This window comes from Actinomadura rubteroloni (assembly GCF_002911665.1).
Taxonomy (GTDB): domain Bacteria; phylum Actinomycetota; class Actinomycetes; order Streptosporangiales; family Streptosporangiaceae; genus Spirillospora; species Spirillospora rubteroloni.
Genome location: NZ_MTBP01000002.1, coordinates 786,668 through 811,065 on the forward strand (window position 1 = coordinate 786,668; position 24,398 = coordinate 811,065).

The following is a 24,398-nucleotide window of genomic DNA, read 5'->3' on the forward strand; positions in this document are numbered from 1 at the left end:
CATGTCCGCCGTGCGTCGGAGCGGCGTCTCAGGCCGATCCGCGCACGTCCGCGAGCACGCCGGCGAGCTCGTCGGGCTTGACGAGGACGTCCCGCGCCTTGGAGCCCTCGCTGGGGCCGACGATGTCGCGGCTCTCCATGAGGTCCATGAGGCGGCCGGCCTTGGCGAACCCGACGCGCAGCTTCCGCTGGAGCATCGACGTCGAACCGAACTGCGTGGACACGACCAGTTCGATCGCCTGGAGCAGGAGGTCGAGGTCGTCGCCGATGTCCTCGTCGATCTCCTTCTTCGGGCCGGACGTCTCGGTGACGTCCTCCCGGTAGACCGCCTGCATCTGCGTCTTGCAGTGCTCGACGACCTCGTGGATCTCCTTCTCCGACACGTACGCGTTCTGCAGCCGCATCGGCTTGCTCGCGCCCATCGGCAGGAACAGCGCGTCGCCCTGCCCGACGAGCTTCTCCGCGCCCGGCTGGTCGAGGATGACGCGGCTGTCGGCCAGCGAGGACGTCGCGAACGCCAGCCGGGACGGCACGTTGGCCTTGATGAGGCCGGTCACGACGTCCACCGACGGGCGCTGCGTGGCGAGCACGAGATGGATCCCGGCGGCGCGGGCGAGCTGGGTGATGCGGACGACCGAGTCCTCCACGTCGCGCGGCGCGACCATCATGAGGTCGGCCAGCTCGTCCACGATGACCAGCATGTACGGGTACGGCGTGTAGACGCGCTCGCTGCCGGGCGGCGCGGTGAGCTTGCCCGCCCGGACGGCCTTGTTGAAGTCGTCGATGTGCCGGAACCCGGACGCGGCGAGGTCGTCGTAGCGCCGGTCCATCTCCCCCACGACCCATTCGAGGGCCTCGGCGGCCTTCTTCGGGTTGGTGATGATCGGGGTGATGAGATGGGGAATGCCCTGGTAGATCGTCAGCTCGACGCGCTTGGGGTCGACCAGGATCATGCGGACCTCGTCGGGCGTCGCGCGCATGAGCACGGACGTGATGAGCCCGTTGATGCACGTCGACTTGCCCGCGCCGGTCGCGCCCGCGATGAGGATGTGCGGCATCTTCGCGAGGTTCGCCACGACCGTGCGGCCCTCGACGTCCTTGCCGAGCCCGACGACCATCGGGTGGTGCTCGCCGGTCGCGGCGGGCGAGCGCAGCACGTCGCCGAGGCTGACGATGTCCTTGTCGACGTTCGGGATCTCCACCCCGATCGCCGACTTGCCCGGGATCGGGGAGATGATCCGGACCTCGGAACTCTTCACCGCGTAGGCGATGTTGCGGGTCAGCGCGGTGATCTTCTCGACCTTGACCGCCGGGCCCAGCTCGATCTCGTACCGGGTGATCGTCGGGCCGCGGGTGAAGCCGGTGACCTGCGCGTCGATGTTGAACTGCTCCAGCACGCCGGTGAGCGAGTTCACGACCTGGTCGTTGGCCTTGGTGCGCGGCTTGACGACGCTGCCGGGCCGCAGCGCCCCCGGCGCGGGCAGCTCGTAGATCTCGCCCGACGACGACAGCGGGAGCTGCTCGGTGCGGCGCGGCGCGGGCGTCGGGTCCGGGACGGGCGGGCGCGGCGGCGGCGCGTCCTCCATCGGATCGGGCGGCAGCAGGTCGGCGGGGGGTTCGGCGAGGGGTTCGGCGGGCGGCTCGGGCGGCGCGCCGAACGGGTCCGGCTCGAACAGGTCGTCGGCGAGGTCGCGCGGGGCGCCCCGGCGCGGCGCGTCCTCGTCCAGCAGCGGCGTGTCGTAGGGGCGGGTGTGCTCGCCGCGCTCGACGCCCTCCTCGCCGTCGTCGCCGCCACGAGACCGGCGGCGGCGCTTGGGCTTCGCCTCGGCGTCCTCCTCGGCGTCGGCGGGCGTGCCGGTGCGTCCCTGGAGGGTCGCGACGGCCCACAGGTCGGCGAGGCGTTCGGGGACGCGCGCGATCGGCGTCGCCGTCACGACCAGCAGCCCGAACCCCGACAGCAGCAGGAGCAGCGGCACCGCGACCCACCCGCTCAGCGCGGCGACCAGCGGCGCCGACACCAGCCAGCCGAGCACGCCGCCGCCGTCGCGGACGCCGGTCATGTCGTCGGCGGGCGACGGCAGGCCCGAGCCGACGTGGACGACGCCGACCACGCCGACGAGCAGCGCGGTCAGCCCGATCGCGACGCGTCCGGTGTCCTCGTTGGTGTCGGGGTGCCGCAGCGTCCGCCACGCGAGGACCGCGAGCACGACGGGCACGCCCATCGCGAGGATCCCGATCCCGCCGCGCACGACCTGCTCCAGCGCCACGGTGACGACGCCGCGCGGCGTCCACCACGTGACCGACGCGAGCACGATCGCCGAGCCGAGCAGCGCCAGCCCGAGGCCGTCGCGCCGGTGCTCGGTGTCGAGGTTGCGCGCGCCGTTGCCGAACGCGCGGAACAGGGACCCGACCGCGACGGCGGCCAGGTGGTAGAGCTTGAACAGCAGCCCGAAGAACGCGAGGAACAGATTCGGCACCGGATCGGGCGCGGGCGCGCGGCCCTTCGCGGGCGCCTTGCGCGGCGCACCGGCCTTCGCACCGGCCTTCGCGCCGCCCTTGGCCGGAGCCTTCTTGGGCGCGGTGCTCTTGGCGGCGGGCTTCTTGGCCCCCGCCTTCGCCGCGCCGCCGTTCGTGCGGCGCGGTGCGGGCGGCCGGTCGCCGCCCGTTCTGCCCCGGGCCTGCTCGGCCCCGGCACGCGAGGAGGATTTCGCCCCACCGGACGCACGTGTGGCCATGCTGACGAGCCTAACCAAGAGACACGCCGGTTCCGCGGCAGGACGCGCGCCCCGGGCGTGTCGTACGCCCGGGGCGCGCGGCTCAGACCTCGACCACCGCAGGGATGATCATCGGGCGGCGCCGGTAGTTCTCGCTCACCCACTTGCCCGCCGTGCGGCGGATGATCTGGCTGACCTGGTGCGGGTCGTTGACGCCCTTGCCGCCGGCCTCGCTCAGCGCGGCCTCGATCCGATCGATGATCTCGTCGAAGTCCGCGTTGCCGATCCCCGCGCCGCGCGCGTGGATCTCCGGCCCGGCCACGATCTTGCCGCTGGAGGTGTCGATCCCGACCACGATCGAGATGAACCCCTCCTCGCCGAGGATCCGGCGGTCCTTGAGGGACGTCTCGGTGATCTCGCCGACCGACAGGCCGTCCACGTACACGTACCCGGCCGGGACGGCGCCGACGATGCTCGCCTGCCCGTCCACCAGGTCCACGACGACGCCGTCCTCGGCGATGACGATGTTCTCGTCCGGGACGCCCGTGGCCGCCGCGAGCTTGGCGTGCGCCCGCAGGTGCCGCCACTCGCCGTGGATCGGCATGAAGTTGCCGGGCTTGGTCATGTTGAGCACGTACAGCAGTTCGCCCGCCGACGCGTGCCCCGACACGTGGACCAGCGCGTTGCCCTTGTGGACGATCCGCGCCCCCCACCGCGTCAGACCGTTGATCACGCGGTTGACCGCGTTCTCGTTGCCCGGGATCAGCGACGACGCCAGCATCACGGTGTCGCGGTCGGTGATCCGGATCTGCTGGTGGTCGCGGTTGGCCATCCGCGACAGCGCCGACATCGGCTCGCCCTGCGACCCGGTGCAGACGAGCACGAGCCGGTCGGGCGGGACGTTCTCCAGGTCCTTGACGTCGACCATGATCTCGTCCGGCACCGACAGGTACCCGAGTTCACGGGCGACGCCCATGTTGCGGACCATCGAGCGGCCGACGAAGCAGACGCGCCGCCCGTTGGCGACGGCCGCGTCCAGGACCTGCTGCACGCGGTGGATGTGCGACGCGAAGCACGCGACGATCAGCCGCTCCTTCGCGGTGCGGAACACCTCGTCCACGACCGGGCCGATGTTGCGCTCGCTCGTGACGAACCCCGGCACCTCCGCGTTCGTGGAGTCCGACATGAGCAGGTCGATGCCCTCGGCGCCGAGCCGCGCGAAGCCGCCGAGGTCGGTCAGCCGGCCGTCCAGCGGCAACTGGTCCATCTTGAAGTCGCCGGTCGCGAGCACCAGCCCGGCGGGCGTGCGGATCGCGACCGCCAGCGCGTCGGGGATCGAGTGGTTCACCGACAGGAACTCGCAGGAGAACGGCCCGAGGTCCCGGGTCTGCCCTTCCACGACCACGTCGGTGACCGGCTTGATCCGGTGCTCGGCGAGCTTGGCCTCCAGCAGCGCCAGGGTCAGCTTCGACCCGATGAGCCGGATGTCGCGCCGCTCACGCAGCAGGTACGGCACGGCGCCGATGTGGTCCTCGTGGCCGTGCGTCAGGATGACGGCCTCGATGTCGTCCAGGCGGTCCCGGATGTACTCGAAGTCCGGCAGGATCAGGTCGATGCCCGGCTGCTCGGTCTCGGGGAACAGGACCCCGCAGTCGACGATCAGCAGCCGGCCGCCGAACTCGAAGACCGTCATGTTGCGGCCGATCTCGCCGAGGCCGCCGAGCGCGACGATGCGCAGTCCCTCCGGCGGCAGCGGTGGCGGAGCGGACAGTTCGGGGTGCGGGTGGCTCACGCGCGCCCCCCTGCGGGGACGGCGGGAACGGTCCCGGTCCCCTCTTGACGCGGCGCCCGCCGCGCGGCGGTCACCTGTCAACCTCCGGAATGCTCGACTCGGGCACTTTGACTCCCCCCATCATCAGGTCTTCACGCAGGCGCGCCGCGAACTCCGGCGGGGCCTCCACGAGCGGTGCGCGCACGGCGCCGCCGCCCGGCAGGCCCAGCAGGTTCAGCGCTGCCTTGACGGCGATGGCGCCCTGCGTACGGGTCATGATCGCGCCGACGACCGGCAGCAGGCGCCGGTGGATCGCCAGCGCCCGCGCCACGTCGCCCGCGCGGTAGGCGTCGATCATCTCATGCAGGTCGGCCCCGACGACATGTCCGACGACGCTCACGAATCCGGCCGCGCCCACCGACAGCCACGCCAGGTTGAGCAGGTCGTCGCCGGAGTAGAACGCGAGATCGGTGCCGGCCATCACCTGCGACGACTCGAACAGGTCGGCCTTGGCGTCCTTCACCGCGACGATCCGCGGGTGCTCGGCGAGGCGGCGCAGCGTGTCGCCCTGGATCGGCACGCCCGCGCGGCCCGGGATGTCGTAGAGCATGTTCGGGAGGCCGGTCGCGTCCGCGACGGCCGTGAAGTGCCGGACCAGGCCCTCCTGCGGGGGCTTGTTGTAATACGGCGTCACGACGAGCAGCCCGTGCGCTCCGGCGGCCTCGGCCTGCCGGGCGAGCTGGAGGCTGTGCTCGGTGTGGTTCGTCCCGGCGCCCGCCACAATGACGGCGCGGTCCCCGACGGCTTCCACGACCGCGCGCAGCAGCCGCTCCTTCTCGGTGTCGCTCGTCGTCGGCGACTCGCCCGTCGTGCCGTTCACGACGAGGCCGTCGTGGCGCTGCTCCTCGACCAGGTGGGTCGCGAGCCGCGCCGCCCCGTCGTAGTCGACCCCGCCGTCCGGCAGGAACGGGGTGACCATCGCGGTCAGCATCCGCCCGAACGGGGCGTCCGCGGTTGTGCTCGGTGCCATGCACCGAACGGTACCGGTCCGGACGCATGCCGGGGACCCTCAGCCCGTTCGGAGCGGGCCAGAACATGGGAAGGTCGCCGCCATGCTCGGGGGGACACGACGGCGACCCTCTACTCAGGCATCGTTCGTGGTAAAGCATCCGTTACTGGATTCCCGGGGCGGCGACCCCCGGGAACCCCCCGCCGGGCGCCCGCCCGCGTGAGAACGCGTTCCTCGGCTCAGCTCTGCTCTATCGGCCGGTGTTCTGCGCGTTTCTCGCCCGGCCATTCTCGTTCGTACGTTCGCCAATCTTTCTCTGCTGTCGTCCAGTCGGCGTAGATGCCCACGCCGAACGGCCTGCGCGGCCGCCTGTCCAGGGCGTCAATTCCCTTTCTTATGCCCCTCAGGGCCGTCGGGAGGTCCTCCGCCCAGCCGGTCGCGGGCCGGTAGGTCGGGACGCCCAGGAACACGGTCGTACGGTCGCCGATCAGGTCGAGGGTCCATTGCGCGTGTTTCGCGAAATGCAGTCCGACCAGGGATTTCGTCGGAAGTTGCGTGTCGTAGGCCATGATGGCGACCTGGTCGGCGCGATCGGCCACCGCGCGGAGGAACGTCGCCGTCGGACGGGGCGGGTAGTGGAAGCGGCCCGTGCGCGGGAGCAGGGCCTTGAAGATCGGCTGCGCGGCGTCGTCCAGTGTCTTCTGCTCGATCGCCACCGACAGGAGCCGTCCCCTGGTCTTGGTCAGCGCCCGCGTGTCGTCCAGGAGGGTCAGGAACGCGGTGTCGTCGGGGTAGATCGGCTCGAAGTCGTAGTGGATGCCGGCGAAGCCCAGGTCCAGGAACTTCTTGTCCGTCACGAGGACGTTCCTGCGGACGTTCGGGTCGTCCAGGTCGATGATTCCGTGGCCGTCCACGATCCGGATCTGGCCGAGGTACGCCTGCGCCCGGACGGCCGGCGCGTAGCGGCGCAGCGCCGCCAGCAGGGCCGCGGCGTTGCGGTGAAGGGATTCGGGGACGGTGCCGTCCGCCTCGAACGGGCCCGCGTGGAAGTAGACGTCGGTGATGCGGTTGCGGCGGAGTCGGTCGGCGAACGATCGGTACTCGGCGTCGGTGTGCGTCTCCCCCACCCACTGGTGGCGCGCCCACAAAGCGTTCACGTCGGTACCCGACGCGGACGGCGGCCTCTGCCACCACATCCACGCGCCGGACGGGACGAGCAGCACCATCCCGAGCGCGTACACGGCGGCCCAGGCGACGCCGCGCAGGATCCGCCGGCGCCGTTCCCCCCGTCGCCGCATCCCGCGATGATCCCAGGGGCATCCCAGGACAGGGAACCCGAACGATCAAGAAACGGTCATTGTTCCGGACGTCGCCCACCGAACCGGACACGCAGGGTGTTCACTTGGTCGCAGACGGAACCCGTTCAACGTCGGGGACTCCGTTAGGGATGGAGGTCGTCAGACCAATGCGAGGACCGAACCAGACCGAGGCGCGGCGGACAGGCCGACGCGCCGAGCACCGGCGGACCGTCCGCCGGGACGAGATCCGGGGCCGCGCGCTGCGCGGTCGCCGTCCCGTGGGGCGGCAGGCGGGCGATCCGGCGCCTCTGTTCAGTACCCGTGCCCTGGTCATCCTGCTGGCTGCCGTGGGCGCGGCCGTCTTCTCCGTCGTCAAGCCCGGCACCGCGATCCCGATCGGGGTCGCCGTCGGCGTCGTGACGCTCCTCGCGCAGATCGTCCGCGACTGAGAAGGGCGGCCTCCGGGCCGCCGGACGGGAACCGAAAGAAGGCGGCGGGGTCCGCGAGCCCCGCCGTCGTCAGGCGGCGACGTCGAGCCGTTCCGCCGGGACGGGGACGGGCGCCCGCCGGATCCGCGCCCGCTGCGTGGCCCCGACGCACACCAGCACCGCGACCGCGACCCCCGCCGTCAGCGCGTCCACGTGCTCCCCGAGCAGCAGCGCCGACCACGCCAGCGTCAGCAGCGGCTGGACGAGTTGGACCTGCCCGGCGCGCGCGATGCCCGTCCGCGCCATCCCCGCGTACCAGGCGAAGAAGCCGAGGAACGACGAGCCGAACGCCAGGTAGGCGAACCCGGCGACGGTGCGTCCGGTCCAGTGCGGGCCGGTGCCGGCGAGCATCGCGAACGTCGCCGGGAGCGCGACGGGCGCGGCGAGGACGAGCGCCCAGGAGATGACGCGCGGGCCGCCGAGCGTGCGCGCGATCCGGCCGCCCTCGGCGTATCCGGCGGCGCCGACGAGCAGCGCCGCGAGCAGCAGCAGGTCGGCGCCGCCGAGCCCGCCGCCGCCCCGGACCAGCGCGAATCCGGTGACGCAGGCCGCGCCCGCCGCCGCGGCGAGCCAGAACGCGCGCGAGGGCCGCTCGCCGCCGCGCACGAGCGCGCACACGGCGGTCGCGCCGGGCAGCAGCCCGATGATGACGGCGGCGTGCGCGCTGGACGAGCCGTGGGCGAGCGCGAGCGAGGTCAGCACCGGGTAGCCGAGCAGGACGCCGCCCACGACGACGAGCAGGCCCGCCCAGTCGCCGCGCCGGGGCGCCGGGCCGGGGACGGCGAGCAGCAGCAGCCCGGCGGGCAGGGCCGCGACGGCGCAGCGGCCGACGCCGATGAGCGCGGGCGGCAGCCCGTCCAGGGCGAGGACGTTGGCCGGGAACGTGAAGGAGAACGCGAGGACGCCGAGCGCGGCGAGGCCGGTCCCGGTGACCGCTATCCGGCCGTCGTCGGTAGCGCTATCATCATTTCTCATGAAAAACGATAGCAGTGGGGCGTCCCTCGCCGCAGCGCTGCGGGTGGAGATCCGCGCGCTGCGTCCGGGCGCCCGGCTGCCGTCGAGCCGCGCGCTGATGGAACGGCACCGCGTCAGCCCGGTCACGGTGACGCGGGCGATCGGGCAGCTCGCCGCCGAGGGCCTGGTCGTGACCCGGCCGGGCAGCGGCGCGTTCGTCGCCGAGCGGCCCCGGCCGCGCGCCGACCCGCCCGACTTCGGCTGGCAGGCCGTCGCGCTCGGCGACCGGACGGTCGACGCGAGCACCGTCCGCGAGCTGGTCAGCCCCGTCCCGGACGGCATGATCCGGCTCAGCGGCGGCTATCTGCACGCCTCGCTCCAGCCGTCCCGCGCGCTCGCGACCGCGATGGGCCGCGCCGCGCGGCGCCCGGACGCCTGGGAGGCGCCTCCGCCCGCCGGGCTCGCCGGGCTGCGGACGTGGTTCGCCCGCGCCACCGGCCCCGACCTCACGCCCGACGACGTGACCGTCACCGGCGGCGGGCAGCAATCGCTGGCGACCGTGCTGCGGGCGCTGCTGCCGCCGGGGTCGCCGCTGCTGGTCGAGTCCCCGACGTATCCGGGCGTGCTGGCGCTCGCGCGGACGATCGGGCTCCAGCCGGTGCCGGTCCCGGTCGACGCCGACGGCCTGCGCCCGGACCTGCTCGCCGAGGCGTTCGGCGTGACGGGCGCGCGGGCGGTCTACTGCCAGCCGACGCTGCACAACCCGACGGGCGCGGTCATGCCGTCGGCGCGGCGGGAGCGGGTGCTCGCGGTGGCGCGGGCGGCCGGGGCGTTCGTCGTGGAGGACGACTACGCGCGGCATTTCGTCACCGAGCCCGTCCCGCCGCCGCTGGTCACCGCCGACACCGAGGGACGCGTCGTCCACATCGCGTCGCTGACCAAGGTCACCGCGCCGAGCGTGCGGATCGCCGGGGTCATCGCGCGGGGGCCGGTCGCCGAGCGGATCCGGTCGGCGCAGCTCGTCACCGACTTCTTCCCGGCGCGTCCGCTCCAGGAGGCGGTGCTGGAGCTGGTCGGCTCGCCGGGCTGGACGCGGCATCTCGCGGCCGTCGGCACGGCGCTGACGGCCCGCCGCGACGCGCTGCTCACGGCCGTCGCGCGCGAACTCGGGGCCGCGCCGCGCCGTCCGTCCGGCGGGCTGCACGCCTGGGTGCCGCTGCCCGCCGGGACCGACGACCGCGCGGTCGCCGAGGCCGCGGCGCGCGCCGGCGTGCGGGTCAGCGCGGGACGCCCCTACTTCCCGGCCGAGGCCGACGGCCCGCACGCGCGGCTGAGCTGGGGCGCGGCGGCGTCGGAGGCCGAGATCGCCGAGGGCGTGCGGCGGTTCGCGGGCGTGCTGGCCTGACGCCTCATCCGGTGCAGAGGCAGAACTCGTTGCCCTCCGGGTCGTACCAGACCTGGAACGGACGGGCCGGGTTCTCGCCCATCGGCTCGCTCGCCGGGGTCGCGCCGAGCGCGCGGGCGCGCTCCCCCGCCGCCGCGATGTCGGGCACGTCGAGGTCCAGATGGACGCGGTTCTTGACGGCCTTGCCCTCCGGGACGAGCTGGAACGACAGCACCGGGCCGTCGTCGCCGAGCGGTTCCAGGTCGAGCCAGTCCGCGTCGCGCCGGGTCGTCTCCAGGTCCAGCAGCGCGCCCCAGAACCGGGCCACGACGTCCAGGTCATTGCAGTCGAACACCACGTGCGTCACCTTCATGCGTCCGTTCCTACCACGGAGGACACCGGTGAAACCAGGACGATGGTGTCGGCAACCATCGTTTCAAGATCGCCGGTGTTCCCGCTGGTAGGCTCGGGACGATGACGGCCACCGACGCCGCGCTCCTGCTGCGGGACTTCGTCAACACGCTCGACGCCGAGACCGGCACCGACGAGCTGGCCGCCCCCGACCGGCTCACCGCCTGGCTGCGCTCCCAGAACCTCCTTCCGCCGGGCACCGCCGCCGGGCCCGCCGACCTGCGCACCGCCGTCGCGCTCCGCGAGGGCCTGCGCGACGCGCTGCGCGCCCACCACGACGGCGCGGCGCCGGGACGCGGGCTCGACGCCGTCCTCGCGGGCCTGCCGCTGCGCGTCGCGGTGCCCGGCGACGCGGATCCGGTGCTGGTTCCGGTCGGCGACGGCGCCGCCACCGCGCTCGCCCGCCTCGCCGCCGCCGTCATGGCCGCGGTCGCGGGCGGCACCTGGCAACGGCTCAAGATCTGCCCGGCGTGCGCGTGGGCATTCTTGGACACGTCCCGGAACCGGTCCCGGACGTGGTGCTCGATGCGGGTGTGCGGCAACCGCACCAAGACCCGCGCCTACCGCGCCCGCCGCGCCGCTCCGGACGAGACCGCGCCGCCCCGCCGCTAGGGTGGCCGCATGTCCCAGACGCCCGTCCGGCCCGACGTGGGCGTGCGGCCCGCGCGCCGCGCCGACGCCGCCGCGATCGCGGAGATCCAGGTCCGGTCCTGGCGGGACGGCTACCGGGAGCTGCTGCCCGCCGCCGTCCTCGCCGAGGTGACCGGCGACGCGGCCCGGACGGCGTGGCGGGAGCGCTGGGCGGAGTCGATCACCGGTCCGCCGTCACCGCGCCACCGCGTGCTGGTCGCGGTCGCCGAGGGGCTCGTCACGGGGTTCGCGGCGCACGGCCCGGCCGAGGACGCGGGCGGCGACCCGTCCGTCGCCGAACTGCTCGCGCTCCACGTCGACCCGCTCCACACCCGTGCCGGGCACGGCAGCCGCCTGCTCTCCGCGACCGCCGACGTCCTGCGCGACGACGGCTGCACGACGCTGCTGACCTGGGCGTTCGAGGGCGACACGATCGTGCGCGGGTTCCTCGTCTCGGCGGGCTGGGCGCCCGACGGCGCGGCCCGGACGCTCGACATGGGCGAGGCCGTCCGCCAGGTCCGCCTGCACACGGCGCTCTGAGCGGGAGGAAACGCGGGGTCGGTGAGGGGCACGGGAGGCCCGGCCGTACTGTGGGGACGTGCCCGAGACGACCCTGACACCGCCCGCCGCCCCGGTCGCGCCGCCATCGGGCCGCCGCTGGCTCGGGGTGTGCGTCATCAGCCTGGGCGTGTCGCTGATCATCGTGGACGCCACGATCGTCGGCGTCCTCCTCCCCCAGATGGTGGACGGCCTCGGGCTCACCACGGCCGGCGCCGAGTGGATCACCTCGGTGTACTCGCTGGTGTTCGCGGCGCTGCTCATCCCGGCGGGCCGCGCGGGCGACCTGTTCGGCCGCCGCCGCCTGTTCCTGCTCGGGACGCTCGTCTTCACGCTCGCCAGCCTCGGCGTCGCCACCGCGCAGAGCGGCGGCGCGCTGGTCGCGGCGCGGGCCGTCCAGGGCGTCGGCGCGTCGATGATCATGCCGGCGGCCCTCTCCACGCTGAACACGCTGTTCACCGGACGCGACCGGCACGTCGCCTTCGGGATCTGGGGCTCGATCCTCAGCGGCATGGCCGCGCTCGGCCCGCTGCTCGGCGGCGCGCTCGCGACCGGCGGCGGCTGGCGCTGGGCGTTCTGGCTCAACCTCCCGCTCGGCGCCGCGCTGATCGCCGGGGCGTTCGCGCTCATGCCCGAGACGCGCGGCCGGCCCGCCACCGCGCGCGGCCCGCTCGCCGAGATCGACTGGACGGGCGGCGCGCTGTCGGCCCTCGGCCTCGGCGCGCTCGTCTGGGGCATCATCGAGGGCCAGACCTACGGCTGGTGGACGGCCGTCGCCCCGCACCGGGGCCTGTCGCCGGTACCGGTCGTGCTCGTCCTCGGCACCGTGCTGCTCACCGCGCTGTTGCTGGTGGAACGGGCCCGCGCGGCGGCCGGACGGCCCGTCATGCTCGACCTCGCGCTTTTCCGCATCCCGAACTTCCGGCACGGCAACCTGGCGTCCGCGCTGATCAACGTCGGCGAGCTGGGCATCGTGTTCGTCCTGCCGCTGTTCCTGCTCGGCGTCCACGGGACGTCCCCGGTCCAGATCAGCCTGGCGCTGCTGCCGCTCGCCCTCGGAGCGTTCCTGTCCGGCGCGACCGCCGGGCGCTTCGGCCGCCGCGTCGGCCCGCACCGCATCGTGCAGGGCGGCATGGCGCTGGAGGTCGCGGCCGTCCTCGGGCTCGCGGTGACGCTCACGCCGTCCACCGGCGGGCTCGGCGTCGCGCCCTGGATGCTGCTCTACGGCGTCGGCCTCGGGCTGACCGCCGCGCAGCTCACGAACGTGTCGCTCGCCGACGTGCCGCCGCAGCGGTCCGGGCAGGCGTCCGGGACGCAGTCCACGGCCCGGCAGATCGGCGCCGCGCTCGGCATCGCGCTCATCGGGACGGTCTTCGCCACGAGCCTCGGCCGGACGGTGACCGCGCGGCTCGCCGACGCGGGCGTCCCGGCCGCGCGGGCCGCCGCCGTCGCGCACGAGCTGCGGCACAGCGCCGGGACGTCCGCGCGGGACCTGCACGCCGACCCGCGCCGCGCCGCCGAGGCCCGCGCCGCCGACCGCGCCCTGGCCGCCGCCGCGCGGGACGCGTCCCTGGTCACGGCGGCGATCCTCGCGGGCGGCCTCGCCCTGTCGCTGCGGCTGCGTCCGAGCCGTCCCGGGCGTCCGGAAGAATCGGCGTAGATCCCCTGTCGTCCCCAACGAAACAAGCGGTAACTGTGGCCACGCTCTCCCAGTGGGTCGCCGGTTCGCGGCCCCGCACCCTCCCCGCCTCGCTCGTCCCCGTCGTCGTCGGAACCGGCGTCGCGGTGGGCGAGGACGGCGCCGTCTGGTGGCGTGCCGCGCTCGCGGCCGTCGTCTCGCTGATCCTCCAGGTCGGCGTGAACTTCTCCAACGACTACAGCGACGGCGTGCGCGGCACCGACGCCGACCGGGTCGGGCCGCTGCGGCTCGTCGGGTCGGGCGTCGCCAAGCCCAAGCACGTGCTCGCCGCCGCGCTGGCGTGCTTCGGGATCGCGGCCGTCGCGGGGCTCGTCCTCGCCGCCGTGACGACGTGGTGGCTGCTGCTCGTCGGCGCGTTCGCGATCCTCGCCGCGTGGTTCTACACCGGCGGCAAGCGGCCGTACGGTTACCGCGCGTTCGGCGAGATCTCGGTGTTCGTGTTCTTCGGGCTCGTCGCGGTCGTCGGGACGGCCTACGTCCAGCTCGAACGGCTGCCCGCCGAGGCGTGGGCGGCGGCGGTGCCGATCGGGCTGCTGGCGTGCGCGATGCTCGTCGCCAACAACGTCCGCGACATCCCGACCGACGAGATCGCGGGCAAGCGGACGCTCGCGGTCGTCCTCGGCGACCGCAACACCCGCATCCTCTACGCGATCTGCACCGCGCTGCCGTACCTGTTCGTGGTCGCGCTGGCCGTCGTCCACCCGTGGGCGCTGATCGCGCTGGTGTCGGCGCCGCTGTCGGTGCCGCCGACGCAGAAGGTGCTCCAGGGCGCGAACGGCCCGTTCCTCATCCCGGTGCTCGGCGAGACCGGCCGCCTCCAGATCGCCTACGGCGCGCTGCTCGCGGTCGGCCTCGCCCTCTGAGCGCTCAGAGGCTCCAGTCGATCTCGGGCTCGCCCGCGTCGGCCAGCGCCTTGTTGACCGCGCTGAACGGACGCGTCCCGAAGAACTCCTTCGCGCTGAGCGGGCTCGGGTGCGCCGACTCGATCACGGTGTGCTGCGGGCCGGTGATCAGCTTGGCCTTCTTGCGCGCGTAGGCGCCCCACAGCACGAACACGACGCGCCGGGGCTTGTCGTTGAGCGCCCGGATCGCGGCGTCGGTGAAGTCCTCCCAGCCCTTGCCCGCGTGCGAGCCCGCTTCGCCCGCGCGGACGGTCAGCACCGCGTTGAGCAGCAGGACGCCCTGGTCGGCCCAGGGGACCAGCTCGCCCGTCGTCGCGGGCGGGACGTCCAGGTCGGCGGCCAGCTCCTTGTAGATGTTGCGCAGCGACGGCGGCAGCCGCACCCCCTCCCGGACGGAGAAGCTGAGCCCGTGCGCCTGCCCCGGCCCGTGGTAGGGGTCCTGGCCGAGGATGAGCACGCGGGCGTCGTCGAACGCGCAGTGCCGGAACGCGCTGAACAGGTCCTCGCGCGGCGGGTAGACGGTCTGCTGCGCGTACTCCTGCTCCACGAACGCGCTCAGCGCGGCGGTGGAGATCGGGTCGAGCAGCGGTTCGAGCCGTGCGCGCCAGTCGGCGGGCAGGGACTCGACGAGGTCGAGCGGCATCGGGGGGCCTCCGAAACGATTAGGACCGGCGGCACCGACCCTAGCGACCCTCACTGACACGACGGGTGCTTTCGCGGAGCCCATAGGATGCCGCCATATGCCGGATTCCCCCCGCCGTCGCCGGACCGCCCTCGTCCTGCTGCTCTGCGGGCTCTCCTGGGCCGCGCAGGGGTGCGAGTCTTCGGGGCCGACGACGCTGACCGTGTTCGCGACGTCGTCGCTCACCGAGGTGTTCGGCGAGCTGGGCGCGCGGTACGGGCAGACGCATCCGGGCGTCAGGATCGACGCCCGGTTCGGCGCGTCGGCCGACGTCGCCGGGCGGGTCGCCGACCGCGAGCCCGCCGACCTGCTCGTCACCGGCGACGAGACCGCGCTGGACGCCGCCGAGAACCGGCTCACCGGCCGCCGCCGCGTCATCGCGCGCACGGGCCTGACGATCGCCGTCGCGCCCGGGAACCCCCGCCGCCTCCAGGGCCTCGCCGACCTGGCCCGGCCGGGGCTGCGCGTGGTCGTCGGCGCGGCCGTGACGCCGGTCGGACGGTACGCGCGGCAGGTGTTCACCCGGTCCGGCGTGCCGGTGCGGTGGACGGCCGAGGAGGTCGGCTCCCGGGCCGTCCTGGACCGCGTCCGCTCCGGCATAGCCGACGCCGGGCTCGTCTACGTCACCGACCTGCGCTCGGCGGGCGCGGCGGCCGACAGCGTGCCGATCCCGGCGGCCGACAACGTCGTCGCGGCCTTCGCCGCGTCGGTCGTCAAAGGCGACCATGAGGACGGCGCGGCGGCGTTCCTCACCTGGCTGACCGGCGCGGACGCGGCACGCCTGTTCGCCGAGTACGGCTTCTCACCGCCCGGCACCGTCCGCTGACGGAGCGTTTTCGCCCGGCATCGAGCGGGCACGTTCCCGATCATCCGGTCGGGGGTGTTCGTGCCGGGTACGGGGGAGTTCGAGGTGCCGTCCACGCCACCGCGGGATCAGGAGAAGCGCCGGCCGGCGCCGCCGGACCGGCGGCCCGAGCGCCCGTGGCGGTCCGAGGGCGTCCCCGGCGGAGGCGACCGGCCGCCCGACGGCCCGCGCGGGCGCGGCTACCGGCCCAACCGCACGATGTTCTTCTGGCTGCTGCTCGCCGTCGTGTTCGGCCTCAGCTACCTGTCGATGCACCTCACCGGACGGCACGAGCGCCAGAGCCTGCCCTACACGGCGTTCACGCAGCAGGTGGCGGCCGGGAACGTCCGCGACGTCTACACCAAGGGCTTCCAGATCCAGGGCCGGCTGAAGCGCGCCCGGCAGGTGCCCGGCCAGAACGACCCGCACGTCACCTACGACAGCTTCGAGACGCTGCGGCCCGCGTTCGCCAACGACGACGTCTACGGGCAGATGGTGGCCAAGGGCGTGGTGGTGGAGGCCCGTCCGGTCAGCCAGGACCGGGGGCTCGTGGCGAACCTGCTGCTGTCGCTGCTGCCCGTCCTGCTGTTCGTGGGCCTCTGGGTGGTCGCGCTGGTGTGGATCCAGCGGCGCATGTCGCGGGGCGGCGGCGGGGGCGGCCTGATGGGCGGCTTCGGCCGGCAACCGCGTCCCGTCACGCCGGACGAGAAGCGCGCCACGTTCGCCGACGTCGCCGGGATCAACGAGGTCGAGGAGGAGCTGACCGAGATCGTCGACTTCCTCCGCGACCCCGGCAAGTACCGGCGGATGGGCGCGCGGGTGCCGCGCGGCGTGCTGCTGACCGGCGCGCCCGGCACCGGCAAGACGCTGCTGGCGCGGGCCGTCGCGGGCGAGGCGGACGTGCCGTTCTACTCGGCCGCCGCGTCGGAGTTCATCGAGATGGTCGTCGGCGTCGGCGCGGCGCGCGTCCGCGAGCTGTTCACCGAGGCCCGGCGGACGGCCCCGTCGATCATCTTCATCGACGAGATCGACACGATCGGCCGGACGCGCGGCAGCGGCGCGTCGGTCGGCGGCCACGACGAGCGCGAGCAGACGTTGAACCAGGTCCTGACCGAGATGGACGGGTTCTCCGGCTCCGAGGGCGTCGTCGTGATCGCGGCGACGAACCGTCCGGACATCCTGGACGCGGCGCTGCTGCGGCCCGGCCGGTTCGACCGGACGGTCTCGGTGTCCCCGCCCGACCTGGACGGACGCGTCGAGATCCTGCGCGTCCACACCCGCGACGTGCCGCTGGACCCCGACCTGGACCTCACCGCCGTCGGCCGGATCACCCCGGGCATGACCGGCGCGGACCTGGCCAACCTCGTCAACGAGGCGGCGCTGCTGGCCGTGAAGCGCGGCAAGGACCGCGTGGACATGGCCGACTTCAACACCGCGCTGGAGAAGATCCAGCTCGGCACGCGGCGGGCGCTGGTCATGCCGCCGGACGAGCGGCGCCGCACGTCGTACCACGAGTCGGGGCACGCGCTGCTCGGGATGCTGCTGCCGGGCGCGGACCCCGTCCGCAAGGTCACGATCGTCCCGCACGGCCGCGCGCTCGGCGTGACGGTCTCCACGCCCGAGGCCGACCGCTACGCCTGGGACGAGACCTACCTGCGCGGCCGGATCATCGGGGCGCTCGGCGGGATGGCGGCCGAGGAACTGGTGTTCGGCGTCGTCACGACCGGCGCGGAATCCGACCTGGAGCAGGTCACGCGGATCGCGCGCGGCATGGTCGGCCGCTGGGGCATGTCCGACCGGGTCGGCCCGCTGTCGGTCCTGCCCGGCGAGGGCGCCGATCCCGGCGCGCAGTACGCCGCGCAGGGCACGCTCGACGTCGTGGACGAGGAGACCCGCCGGATCGTGGAGGACTGCTACGCCGAGGCGCTGCGGCTCCTGCGGGCGAACCGGGAGAAGCTCGAATCGCTCGCGCAGACCCTCCTCGACCAGGAGACCCTGGACGAGGAGGCCGCCTACGAGGCCGCCGGGGTCCCCCGGACCGCCTCCCCGCCCTGACTCACGCCGGACGCGTCACGCCCACCGGGTTCGGGAACGGGATCTCGCCCGTCGCGATGACCGCCTCGGCCACCGGCAGCAGCGCGTCGTACAGCGCCGACGGGTCGTCCAGCGCCCGGTACGGTCCGGCCGCGCGGGCGTCGGTGCGGTCCTCGATCGCCTGCCGGAACGCGCGGCCCTCCTCGGTCGCGGTGCCGTCGGAGGCGAGCAGCCCGCGTTCGGCCAGCGCGGCGTGCGCGGCGTCCCACTCGTCGTCGGAGTAGCCGCGCGAGTCCTTGAGCCACTGGCCGGGCGAGCCCATCACCGCCGACGCGAGGACGTTGGACTGCGGCCCGTCCAGGCCCTCGGCCGTCAGGATCGCGACGTGCCCGTCCCCGCGGTGCTCGCGCAGCGCCGTGACGGCCTGCCACAGCGCCTCCACCGGGTCGTCCGGGGACGGCAGGTCACGGTTCCCGGCGAACAGCGGACGGCCCGTCCCGTCGGCCGCCTCCACCGCCCGCCGCAGCAGTTCGGTGATCGGCGGCGCGAGCCCGTCGACCTCCGGAAGCGCCCGGCGCAGCGCCGCCGCTGCCGCCGCCGAGCGGGCCGTGAGCACGTCGGCGTGCGCCGCGAACGTCCAGGCGTCCGGAATGGCCCGCCGGACGCGCTTGGGGTGGAATCCATGGAACGTCGCCTCGACCACCCCCGGGCCGACCGGCCCGAGCGGCGCGGCGCGCATCGCGAAGTAGCCCATCCAGTAGCCGCGCAGCCCGATCTCCTTGGCCGCCGTGACGCTCTCGGGAGCGAAGTAGCTGATGATGTGCACCGGTTCGATGACCCGCCAGAGGGTGCGGGCGTAGGAAGCGTCCATTCCCGCATTGTGGCCGCCGCGTCCCCGCCGCCGGCACGGCGGGGCGCGGTCAGAGTTCGGCGGGCAGTCCGGACGCGGCGAGGACCAGCGCGTCGTCGGCCGAGCGCAGCGCGTCCAGGACGACCGGATGCGGCGCGGCGTACACGGTCGGGTAGGTGCGCTCGCCGAGCGCGGCGTCCGGGACGAACAGCAGCCGGTCCTCCTCGGCGGAGAACTCGACGGCGGCGCCCGGCCTGTCGCCGCGCACGTCCAGCCGGACCCAGCGGTCGTCGATCAGCGCCGCCGCCAGGCCGTGCAGGACGAACCCGTCGCCGTCGCGCAACCGCTGGTAGCACAGCCCCGCCTGCACGCCGCCCGCCCGCAGCAGCGCGACGAACGCGTGCGCCTTGGCGTAGCAGAAGCCCGTGCCCTGCTCCAGGACGTCGGACGCGCGCCAGGTGACCCGCCGGTCCCCCGCGTCCACGCAGTGCGTCACCTCGTCGCGGACGTACTCGAACGCCGCCGCGGCGAACGCCCGGTCGTCTCCCGTCCGCAGCCGCGCCGCGAGCGCCTGGACGACCGGGTGCTCGACGTCGACGGCCTCATCGGCGCCCAGGTAGTCCCACGGCTCGGCGTCGAAGTCCATCAAAGGTCGAGCAGCGACTCGATGCCGACCGTCAGCCGGTCCGGCAGGGACGCGACCTTCCGCACCCCGAGCAGCACGCCCGGCATGAACGACTCGCGGTTCATCGAGTCGTGCCGGATGCTGAACAGCTCGCCGTGCCCGCCGAGCAGCACCTCCTGGTGCGCGATGGCGCCCGACAGCCGCACCGCGTGCAGGCGCACGCCGTCCACGTCGGTGCCGCGCGAGCCCGGCAGCTCCGACTCGGTCGCGTCCGGCGACTTCGCGACGCCCTTCTCCGCACGCGCGGCGGCGACCAGCTCGGCCGTCCGGTACGCGGTGCCGGACGGCGCGTCCTTCTTGTTCGGGTGGTGCAGCTCCACGATCTCCACGGACTCGAAGTAGGGAGCCGCGCGCCGCGCGAAGTCCATCATCAGCACCGCGCCGATCCCGAAGTTCGGCGCGATCAGCACGTTCGCGCCCGGCGACGCGGTCTGCCACGACCGGACCGCGTCCAGCCGCGCGGGGTCGAACCCGCTCGTCCCGACCACCGCGTGCCGGCCGTGCTCCACGCACCAGCGCAGGTTGTCCATGACGACGCCGGGATGGGTGAAGTCGACGACGACGTCGGCGGCCTCCAGCGCGTCCAGCGCCTCGCCGTCGTCCACGGTGGCGGCCAGTTCCAGGCCGTCCGCGCCCTCGACCGCCCGGCACACCTCGGCGCCCATCCGGCCCCGCGCGCCCAGCACCCCGACCTTGATCACTGCGTCCTCCCGACCTCAGACCGGAGACGAGCCTACCGGTCGTCCCGGTCGTTCTCGGGCACGAGGAGGCCGAGCAGCCAGCTCACGACGCCGATGATGATCGCGCCCCAGAACGCGGGCCAGAACCACTCGACGTGGAACGGGACGTCCAGCTCGTCGGCGATCCAGCTCGTCAGCATCAGCAGCGCCGCGTTGACGAGCAGCGCGAACAGCCCCAGCGTCAGCACGTAGAACGCGCAGCCGAACACCTTGATCAGCGGTTTGAGCACCGCGTTGACGACGCCGAAGATCACCGCGACGACGAGCAGGGTCAGGGCGCGCTTGGCGCCGCTGCCCGCCGTCACGTCCACTCCGGCCACGACCGCCGTCGCGACCCACAGCGCGACGGCCGTGACCACGACCCGGATGAGAATTCTCATGATCACCGCGTACCCGGCGGCCGGGCCGGATACGCGGGTCAGAGCGTGAAGTCGCGGTCCCCGAACGGTCCGATGACCGTCAGCGCGCCCGGACGCGTCAGGACGTCGCGGCCGACCTCTCGCACGTCGTCCAGCGTGACCGCGTCGATCTTGGCGAGCACCTCGTCGACCGGCAGCAGCGACTCGTACACCAGCTCGCTCTTGCCGATCCGGCTCATCCGCGACCCGCTGTCCTCCAGCCCGAGGACCATGCCGCCCCGGAGCTGGCCCTTGCCGCGCTCCAGCTCCTCCTCGGTCAGCGACGTCTCGGCGACGCGCGCGACCTCGTCCCGGCAGATCGACAGAACCTCGTCGGCCTTGCCGGGCTGGCAGCCCGCGTACACGCCGAACAGGCCCGTGTCGGCGTACTGCGCGGTGTAGCTGTACACCGAGTACGCCAGGCCGCGCTTCTCGCGGACCTCCTGGAACAGCCGCGACGACATGCCGCCGCCGAGCGCCGCGTTGAGCACCCCGAGCGCGAACCGGCGGTCGTCGGTGCGGCACAGCCCCGCCGTGCCGAGGACGATGTGCGCCTGCTCGGTGTCCTTGTCCACGACCCGCACGGTCGGCGCCGTCGGCACCGCGGGGCCGCCGATGCGCGGCTCGGCGGGCAGGTCGCCCTCCACGCCGGGCAGCTCGGCGAACGCCGTCGTCACCAGGCGCACCACCGCGTCGTGGTCCACGTTGCCCGCCGCCGCCACGACCAGCCGGGACGGGACGTAGTGCCGCCGGTAGTAGGCGTGGATCCGGTCCCGCGACAGCGCGTTGATCGAGTCGACCGTGCCGAGGATCGGGCGGCCGATCGGCACGTCCCCGAACAGCGCCGTGGAGAACTCGTCGTGGATGAGGTCGCCCGGGTCGTCGTCGCGCATGTGGATCTCTTCGAGGATCACGTTGCGCTCGGCCTCGACGTCCTCGGGACGGTTCAGCGACGCCGCCACCATGTCGCTGACGACGTCCACCGCGATCGGCAGGTCGGCGTCCAGCACCCGCGCGTAGTAGCAGGTGTACTCCTTGGCGGTGAACGCGTTGAGGTCGCCGCCGACCGCGTCCAGCGCCGCCGAGATCTCCAGCGCCGACCGCCGCCGCGTGCCCTTGAACAGCACGTGTTCGAGGTAGTGGCTCGCGCCGGCGTCCTCGGGCGTCTCGTCGCGCGAGCCGACCCCCGCCCAGATCCCGAACGACGCCGACCGGGTCGACGGGATCGCCTCGGTGATGATCCGCAGGCCGCCGGGCAGCACCGTGCGGCGGACCGCGCCGGAGCCGTCGTCACCGGGGTGCAGCGTCACAGTGGTGCCGGGCTCCTGCGCCCGCGCGGACTGCGTCACGTCGTTCTCGCAATCTCGAAGTGATCGGCGGAAGGGGAGAAACGGGCCGACCGGCCCGTCCGGTTGCGGACGGGCCGGCCGATCGTCGCTCGCGGCGGTCAGGAGTTGTGCTGCCCGCCGTCGTCGGCCGGACGGCGCGTGCGGCGGCGGCGCGGCGCGCGGGCCTCACCGCCGTCCTCGGCCTCCGGCGCCTCGGCGGGGGCGTCGCCGCCCTCGGCCTTGGCGGCGGCCTCGCGCTCGACCACGTCGACCGGCACCAGCGACAGCTTGCCGCGCTGGTCGATCTCGGTGACCTCGACCTGGACCTTGTCGCCGACCTTGATGAAGTCCTCGACGTTCTCGATCCGGACGCCGCCGTGCAGCTTGCGGATCTGCGAGACGTGCAGCAGGCCGTCCTTGCCGGGCAGCAGCGACACGAACGCGCCGAACGTCGTGGTCTTCACGACCGTGCCGAGGAACCGCTCGCCGACCTCGGGCATGTGCGGGTTGGCGATCGCGTTGATCGCCTGCCGCGCCGCCTCGGCGGACGGGCCGTCGGTCGCGCCGACGTAGATCGTGCCGTCGTCCTCGATCGAGATGTCGGCGCCGGTGTCGTCCTGGATCGAGTTGATCATCTTGCCCTTCGGGCCGATGACCTCGCCGATCTTGTCCACCGGGACCTTGATCGTGATGATGCGCGGCGCGAACGGGCTCATCTCGGCGGGCGCCTCGATGGCCTCGTTCATCACGTCCAGGATCGCCAGCCGCGCGCCCTTGGCCTGCCGCAGCGCCGCCGCCAGCACCGACGCGGGGATGCCGTCGAGCTTGGTGTCGAGCTGGAGCGCGGTGATCAGGTCACGGGTGCCCGCGACCTTGAAGTCCATGTCGCCGAACGCGTCCTCGGCGCCGAGGATGTCGGTCAGCGTGACGTACTCGCCGCCCTCGTGGATCAGGCCCATCGCGATGCCCGCGACCATCTGCCTCAGCGGGACGCCCGCGTCCAGCAGCGACATCGTGGACGCGCAGACCGACCCCATCGAGGTGGAGCCGTTGGACCCGAGAGCCTCCGACACCTGCCGGATCGCGTACGGGAACTCCTCGCGCGCCGGCAGCACCGGGATCAGGGCGCGCTCGGCGAGCGCGCCGTGCCCGATCTCGCGCCGCTTGGGCGAGCCCACGCGGCCGGTCTCCCCGGTGGAGTACGGCGGGAAGTTGTAGTTGTGCATGTAGCGCTTGGTCTTGTCGGGGTTGAGCGTGTCGATCGTCTGCTCCATGCGGAGCATGTTGAGCGTGGTCACGCCCATGATCTGCGTCTCGCCCCGCTCGAACAGCGCCGAGCCGTGCACCCGGGGCAGCACGTGCGCCTCGGCGGCGAGCTGCCGGATGTCCTTCACGCCGCGGCCGTCGATGCGCAGCCCGTCGCGGACGACCCGCTCGCGGACCAGCTTCTTCGTGACGGCGCGGAACGCGGCGGAGATCTCCTTCTCGCGGCCCTCGAAGTCGCCCGCGAGGCGCTCGGCGGCGGCGGCCTTGATCTCGTCCAGCCGCGACTCGCGCTCCTGCTTGCCCGCGATCGTGAGGGCCTCGGCGAGGTCCTTGCTGACGGCGGCGGAGACGGCCTCCAGCACGTCCTCCTGGTAGTCCAGGAAGATCGGGTACTCGGCGGTCTCCTTGGCGGCCTCGGCGGCCAGCGCGCTCTGCGCGGCGCACAGCGCCTGGATGAACGGCTTGGCCGCCTCCAGGCCCGCGGCCACGACCTCCTCGGTGGGGGCGGTGGCGCCCTCGGCGACGAGCTTGATCGTGTCCTTGGTGGACTCGGCCTCGACCATCATGATCGCGACGTCGCCGTCGGCGAGCGTGCGGCCCGCCACGACCATGTCGAACGTCGCGCGCTCCAGCTCGGGGTGGGTCGGGAACCCGACCCAGCGGCCCTCGATCAGCGCGACGCGGACGCCGCCGATCGGGCCGGAGAACGGCAGGCCCGCGAGCTGCGTGGACAGCGACGCGGCGTTGATCGCGACGACGTCGTACAGGTGGTCGGGGTGCAGGGCGAGGATCGTCCCGACGACCTGGATCTCGTTGCGCAGGCCCTTGACGAACGACGGGCGCAGCGGCCGGTCGATCAGCCGGCAGGTGAGGATCGCGTCCTCCGACGGACGGCCCTCGCGGCGGAAGAACGAGCCGGGGATGCGCCCGGCGGCGTACATCCGCTCCTCGATGTCGACGGTGAGCGGGAAGAAGTCCAGGTTCTCCTTGGGCTTCTTCGACGCGGTGGTGGCCGACAGGACCATCGTCTCGTCGTCGAGGTAGGCGACGGCCGAACCGGCCGCCTGACGGGCCAGCCGGCCCGTCTCGAAGCGGATCGTGCGGGTCCCGAACGGACCGTTGTCGATCACTGCCTCGGTGCTCAGTGCGCCTTCGATGCGCGGAGCTTCTGTCACGGGAAACCTCCTGGTTCCTGGTGTTCCCGCGGCCGTTTCCCGTGGCTTTCACGCAGTGCCGGTCTTCGATCGAAGCACCCGGATCGTCGCGATCCGGACGCCACTACCGAGGACCGGCCGCACCAACGGTGTCCGCGGGGTCTGGTCGTCGAGTTGTTCCATCCCGGCGTCGCGCCGGGGACGTATGTCCTCAACCGGACATACGTAAAGGGGGAGCGGCCCGATGGCCACTCCCCCGGCGCGTCAGCGACGCAGTCCGAGTCGCTCGATGAGCGCTCGGTAGCGGTTGATGTCCTTGTTGGACAGGTACTTCAGGAGCCGGCGACGACGGCCGACCAGCAGCAGGAGGCCGCGGCGGCTGTGGTGGTCGTGCTTGTGCGCCTTGAGGTGCTCGGTGAGGTCGTTGATCCGCCGGGTGAGAAGCGCGACCTGGACTTCCGGGGAACCGGTGTCACCCTCAGTGGTCGCATACTCGGCGATGATCTGGTTCTTCGTGGCGGTGTCGAGCGACACGTGGCTCCTTCGATGAAATCGTCACCCGCAGATCGAGACCTGCCACGGGCAGGCCGTCCGCATGGT

The 24,398-nt window shown here is 73.4% G+C and carries 22 protein-coding genes; 8 read left to right on the top strand and 14 right to left on the bottom strand.

Annotation, left to right across the window (positions count from 1 at the left end):
- Positions 1-28 precede the first annotated feature (28 nt).
- From BTM25_RS15135 to BTM25_RS15150, 4 genes are all read right to left on the bottom strand, one after another.
- The gene (locus BTM25_RS15135; protein WP_103563549.1) at positions 29-2,734 is read right to left on the bottom strand and encodes a DNA translocase FtsK; all 2,706 of its coding nucleotides are present in this window, start codon (positions 2,732-2,734) and stop codon (positions 29-31) included.
- 82 nt (positions 2,735-2,816) lie between these two features.
- The gene (locus BTM25_RS15140) at positions 2,817-4,505 is read right to left on the bottom strand and encodes a ribonuclease J (RefSeq protein WP_103563550.1); all 1,689 of its coding nucleotides are present in this window, start codon (positions 4,503-4,505) and stop codon (positions 2,817-2,819) included.
- A 70-nt stretch (positions 4,506-4,575) separates the two neighbouring features.
- On the bottom strand, positions 4,576-5,514 hold the full coding sequence (dapA, locus tag BTM25_RS15145) for a 4-hydroxy-tetrahydrodipicolinate synthase (protein WP_103563551.1): 939 nt from the start codon (positions 5,512-5,514) through the stop codon (positions 4,576-4,578).
- 218 nt (positions 5,515-5,732) lie between these two features.
- Positions 5,733-6,791, bottom strand: coding sequence for a glycoside hydrolase family 18 protein (locus BTM25_RS15150; protein WP_235828424.1), 1,059 nt, complete (start codon positions 6,789-6,791; stop codon positions 5,733-5,735).
- Positions 6,792-6,958: 167 nt separating this feature from the next.
- Between BTM25_RS15150 and BTM25_RS15155 the strand changes: the two genes are divergently transcribed.
- The gene (locus BTM25_RS15155) at positions 6,959-7,240 is read left to right on the top strand and encodes a hypothetical protein (RefSeq protein WP_103563552.1); all 282 of its coding nucleotides are present in this window, start codon (positions 6,959-6,961) and stop codon (positions 7,238-7,240) included.
- Positions 7,241-7,309: 69 nt separating this feature from the next.
- Here the strand turns inward: BTM25_RS15155 and BTM25_RS15160 are convergent, their stop codons facing one another.
- Complete coding sequence (locus tag BTM25_RS15160; protein WP_103563553.1) at positions 7,310-8,254, bottom strand: DMT family transporter; 945 nt, start codon at positions 8,252-8,254, stop codon at positions 7,310-7,312.
- Here BTM25_RS15160 and BTM25_RS15165 point away from each other — a divergent pair.
- Entirely contained in the window at positions 8,253-9,638 is a 1,386-nt protein-coding gene (locus BTM25_RS15165) for an aminotransferase-like domain-containing protein (protein WP_103563554.1), read from the top strand. The genes BTM25_RS15160 and BTM25_RS15165 overlap by 2 nt on opposite strands.
- Positions 9,639-9,642: 4 nt before the next feature.
- Here BTM25_RS15165 and BTM25_RS15170 read toward each other — a convergent pair whose 3' ends face one another.
- Positions 9,643-9,990 carry a VOC family protein gene (locus BTM25_RS15170; RefSeq protein ID WP_103563555.1) on the bottom strand — a complete coding sequence of 116 codons (348 nt, stop codon included), beginning with the start codon at positions 9,988-9,990 and terminating at the stop codon, positions 9,643-9,645.
- Between the two features lie 101 nt (positions 9,991-10,091).
- Between BTM25_RS15170 and BTM25_RS15175 the strand changes: the two genes are divergently transcribed.
- From BTM25_RS15175 to BTM25_RS15190, 4 genes are read left to right on the top strand one after another with little or no spacing between them, the layout of a single operon-like run.
- Entirely contained in the window at positions 10,092-10,640 is a 549-nt protein-coding gene (locus BTM25_RS15175) for a CGNR zinc finger domain-containing protein (protein ID WP_103563556.1), read from the top strand.
- Between the two features lie 9 nt (positions 10,641-10,649).
- Positions 10,650-11,198, top strand: coding sequence for a GNAT family N-acetyltransferase (locus BTM25_RS15180; RefSeq protein ID WP_103563557.1), 549 nt, complete (start codon positions 10,650-10,652; stop codon positions 11,196-11,198).
- A 58-nt stretch (positions 11,199-11,256) separates the two neighbouring features.
- Positions 11,257-12,876 (top strand): MFS transporter, encoded by a 1,620-nt coding sequence (locus BTM25_RS15185; protein ID WP_168212120.1) that lies wholly within the window; start codon positions 11,257-11,259, stop codon positions 12,874-12,876.
- Between the two features lie 35 nt (positions 12,877-12,911).
- Positions 12,912-13,778 carry a 1,4-dihydroxy-2-naphthoate polyprenyltransferase gene (locus BTM25_RS15190; RefSeq protein WP_103563558.1) on the top strand — a complete coding sequence of 289 codons (867 nt, stop codon included), beginning with the start codon at positions 12,912-12,914 and terminating at the stop codon, positions 13,776-13,778.
- A gap of 4 nt (positions 13,779-13,782) precedes the next feature.
- On the opposite strand, the gene BTM25_RS15195 is transcribed toward BTM25_RS15190, so the two are convergent.
- Positions 13,783-14,460, bottom strand: coding sequence for a uracil-DNA glycosylase (locus tag BTM25_RS15195; protein WP_103563559.1), 678 nt, complete (start codon positions 14,458-14,460; stop codon positions 13,783-13,785).
- A gap of 97 nt (positions 14,461-14,557) precedes the next feature.
- On the opposite strand from BTM25_RS15195, the gene BTM25_RS15200 reads away from it, so the two are divergent.
- Together BTM25_RS15200 and ftsH are read left to right on the top strand one after the other, a co-directional pair.
- Positions 14,558-15,325, top strand: a complete 768-nt coding sequence (locus tag BTM25_RS15200; RefSeq protein WP_103563560.1) for a substrate-binding domain-containing protein — start codon at positions 14,558-14,560, stop codon at positions 15,323-15,325.
- Positions 15,326-15,409: 84 nt separating this feature from the next.
- Positions 15,410-17,398, top strand: a complete 1,989-nt coding sequence (ftsH, locus tag BTM25_RS15205) for an ATP-dependent zinc metalloprotease FtsH (protein WP_103564649.1) — start codon at positions 15,410-15,412, stop codon at positions 17,396-17,398.
- Between the two features lies 1 nt (position 17,399).
- Here the strand turns inward: ftsH and BTM25_RS15210 are convergent, their stop codons facing one another.
- From BTM25_RS15210 to rpsO, 7 genes are all read right to left on the bottom strand, one after another.
- Positions 17,400-18,248: an SCO6745 family protein gene (locus BTM25_RS15210; RefSeq protein WP_103563561.1), complete on the bottom strand. Its 849-nt coding sequence runs from the start codon at positions 18,246-18,248 to the stop codon at positions 17,400-17,402.
- Between the two features lie 49 nt (positions 18,249-18,297).
- A complete protein-coding gene (locus BTM25_RS15215; RefSeq protein ID WP_103563562.1) occupies positions 18,298-18,873 on the bottom strand; it encodes a transglutaminase-like domain-containing protein in 576 nt (191 codons plus the stop codon).
- Complete coding sequence (gene dapB, locus BTM25_RS15220) at positions 18,873-19,613, bottom strand: 4-hydroxy-tetrahydrodipicolinate reductase (RefSeq protein WP_103563563.1); 741 nt, start codon at positions 19,611-19,613, stop codon at positions 18,873-18,875. Before dapB ends, BTM25_RS15215 begins: the two co-directional genes overlap by 1 nt.
- A gap of 32 nt (positions 19,614-19,645) precedes the next feature.
- Entirely contained in the window at positions 19,646-20,032 is a 387-nt protein-coding gene (locus tag BTM25_RS15225; RefSeq protein WP_103563564.1) for a phage holin family protein, read from the bottom strand.
- Between the two features lie 38 nt (positions 20,033-20,070).
- Positions 20,071-21,399, bottom strand: a complete 1,329-nt coding sequence (locus BTM25_RS15230) for a M16 family metallopeptidase (protein ID WP_103563565.1) — start codon at positions 21,397-21,399, stop codon at positions 20,071-20,073.
- A gap of 98 nt (positions 21,400-21,497) precedes the next feature.
- Positions 21,498-23,801, bottom strand: a complete 2,304-nt coding sequence (locus BTM25_RS15235; RefSeq protein WP_103564650.1) for a polyribonucleotide nucleotidyltransferase — start codon at positions 23,799-23,801, stop codon at positions 21,498-21,500.
- Positions 23,802-24,062: 261 nt separating this feature from the next.
- The gene (gene rpsO / locus BTM25_RS15240; protein ID WP_103563566.1) at positions 24,063-24,332 is read right to left on the bottom strand and encodes a 30S ribosomal protein S15; all 270 of its coding nucleotides are present in this window, start codon (positions 24,330-24,332) and stop codon (positions 24,063-24,065) included.
- Positions 24,333-24,398: the final 66 nt, after the last annotated feature.

Coding starts and splice junctions, on each gene's coding strand:
- BTM25_RS15135 (WP_103563549.1), bottom strand. CDS start 2,734: ATGGCCACACGTGCGTCCGGTGGGGCGAAATCCTCCTCGCGTGCCGGG.
- dapA (WP_103563551.1), bottom strand. CDS start 5,514: ATGGCACCGAGCACAACCGCGGACGCCCCGTTCGGGCGGATGCTGACC.
- BTM25_RS15150 (WP_235828424.1), bottom strand. CDS start 6,791: ATGCGGCGACGGGGGGAACGGCGCCGGCGGATCCTGCGCGGCGTCGCC.
- BTM25_RS15155 (WP_103563552.1), top strand. CDS start 6,959: ATGCGAGGACCGAACCAGACCGAGGCGCGGCGGACAGGCCGACGCGCC.
- BTM25_RS15165 (WP_103563554.1), top strand. CDS start 8,253: ATGAAAAACGATAGCAGTGGGGCGTCCCTCGCCGCAGCGCTGCGGGTG.
- BTM25_RS15160 (WP_103563553.1), bottom strand. CDS start 8,254: ATGAGAAATGATGATAGCGCTACCGACGACGGCCGGATAGCGGTCACC.
- BTM25_RS15170 (WP_103563555.1), bottom strand. CDS start 9,990: ATGAAGGTGACGCACGTGGTGTTCGACTGCAATGACCTGGACGTCGTG.
- BTM25_RS15175 (WP_103563556.1), top strand. CDS start 10,092: ATGACGGCCACCGACGCCGCGCTCCTGCTGCGGGACTTCGTCAACACG.
- BTM25_RS15180 (WP_103563557.1), top strand. CDS start 10,650: ATGTCCCAGACGCCCGTCCGGCCCGACGTGGGCGTGCGGCCCGCGCGC.
- BTM25_RS15195 (WP_103563559.1), bottom strand. CDS start 14,460: ATGCCGCTCGACCTCGTCGAGTCCCTGCCCGCCGACTGGCGCGCACGG.
- BTM25_RS15200 (WP_103563560.1), top strand. CDS start 14,558: ATGCCGGATTCCCCCCGCCGTCGCCGGACCGCCCTCGTCCTGCTGCTC.
- BTM25_RS15210 (WP_103563561.1), bottom strand. CDS start 18,248: ATGGACGCTTCCTACGCCCGCACCCTCTGGCGGGTCATCGAACCGGTG.
- BTM25_RS15215 (WP_103563562.1), bottom strand. CDS start 18,873: ATGGACTTCGACGCCGAGCCGTGGGACTACCTGGGCGCCGATGAGGCC.
- BTM25_RS15225 (WP_103563564.1), bottom strand. CDS start 20,032: ATGAGAATTCTCATCCGGGTCGTGGTCACGGCCGTCGCGCTGTGGGTC.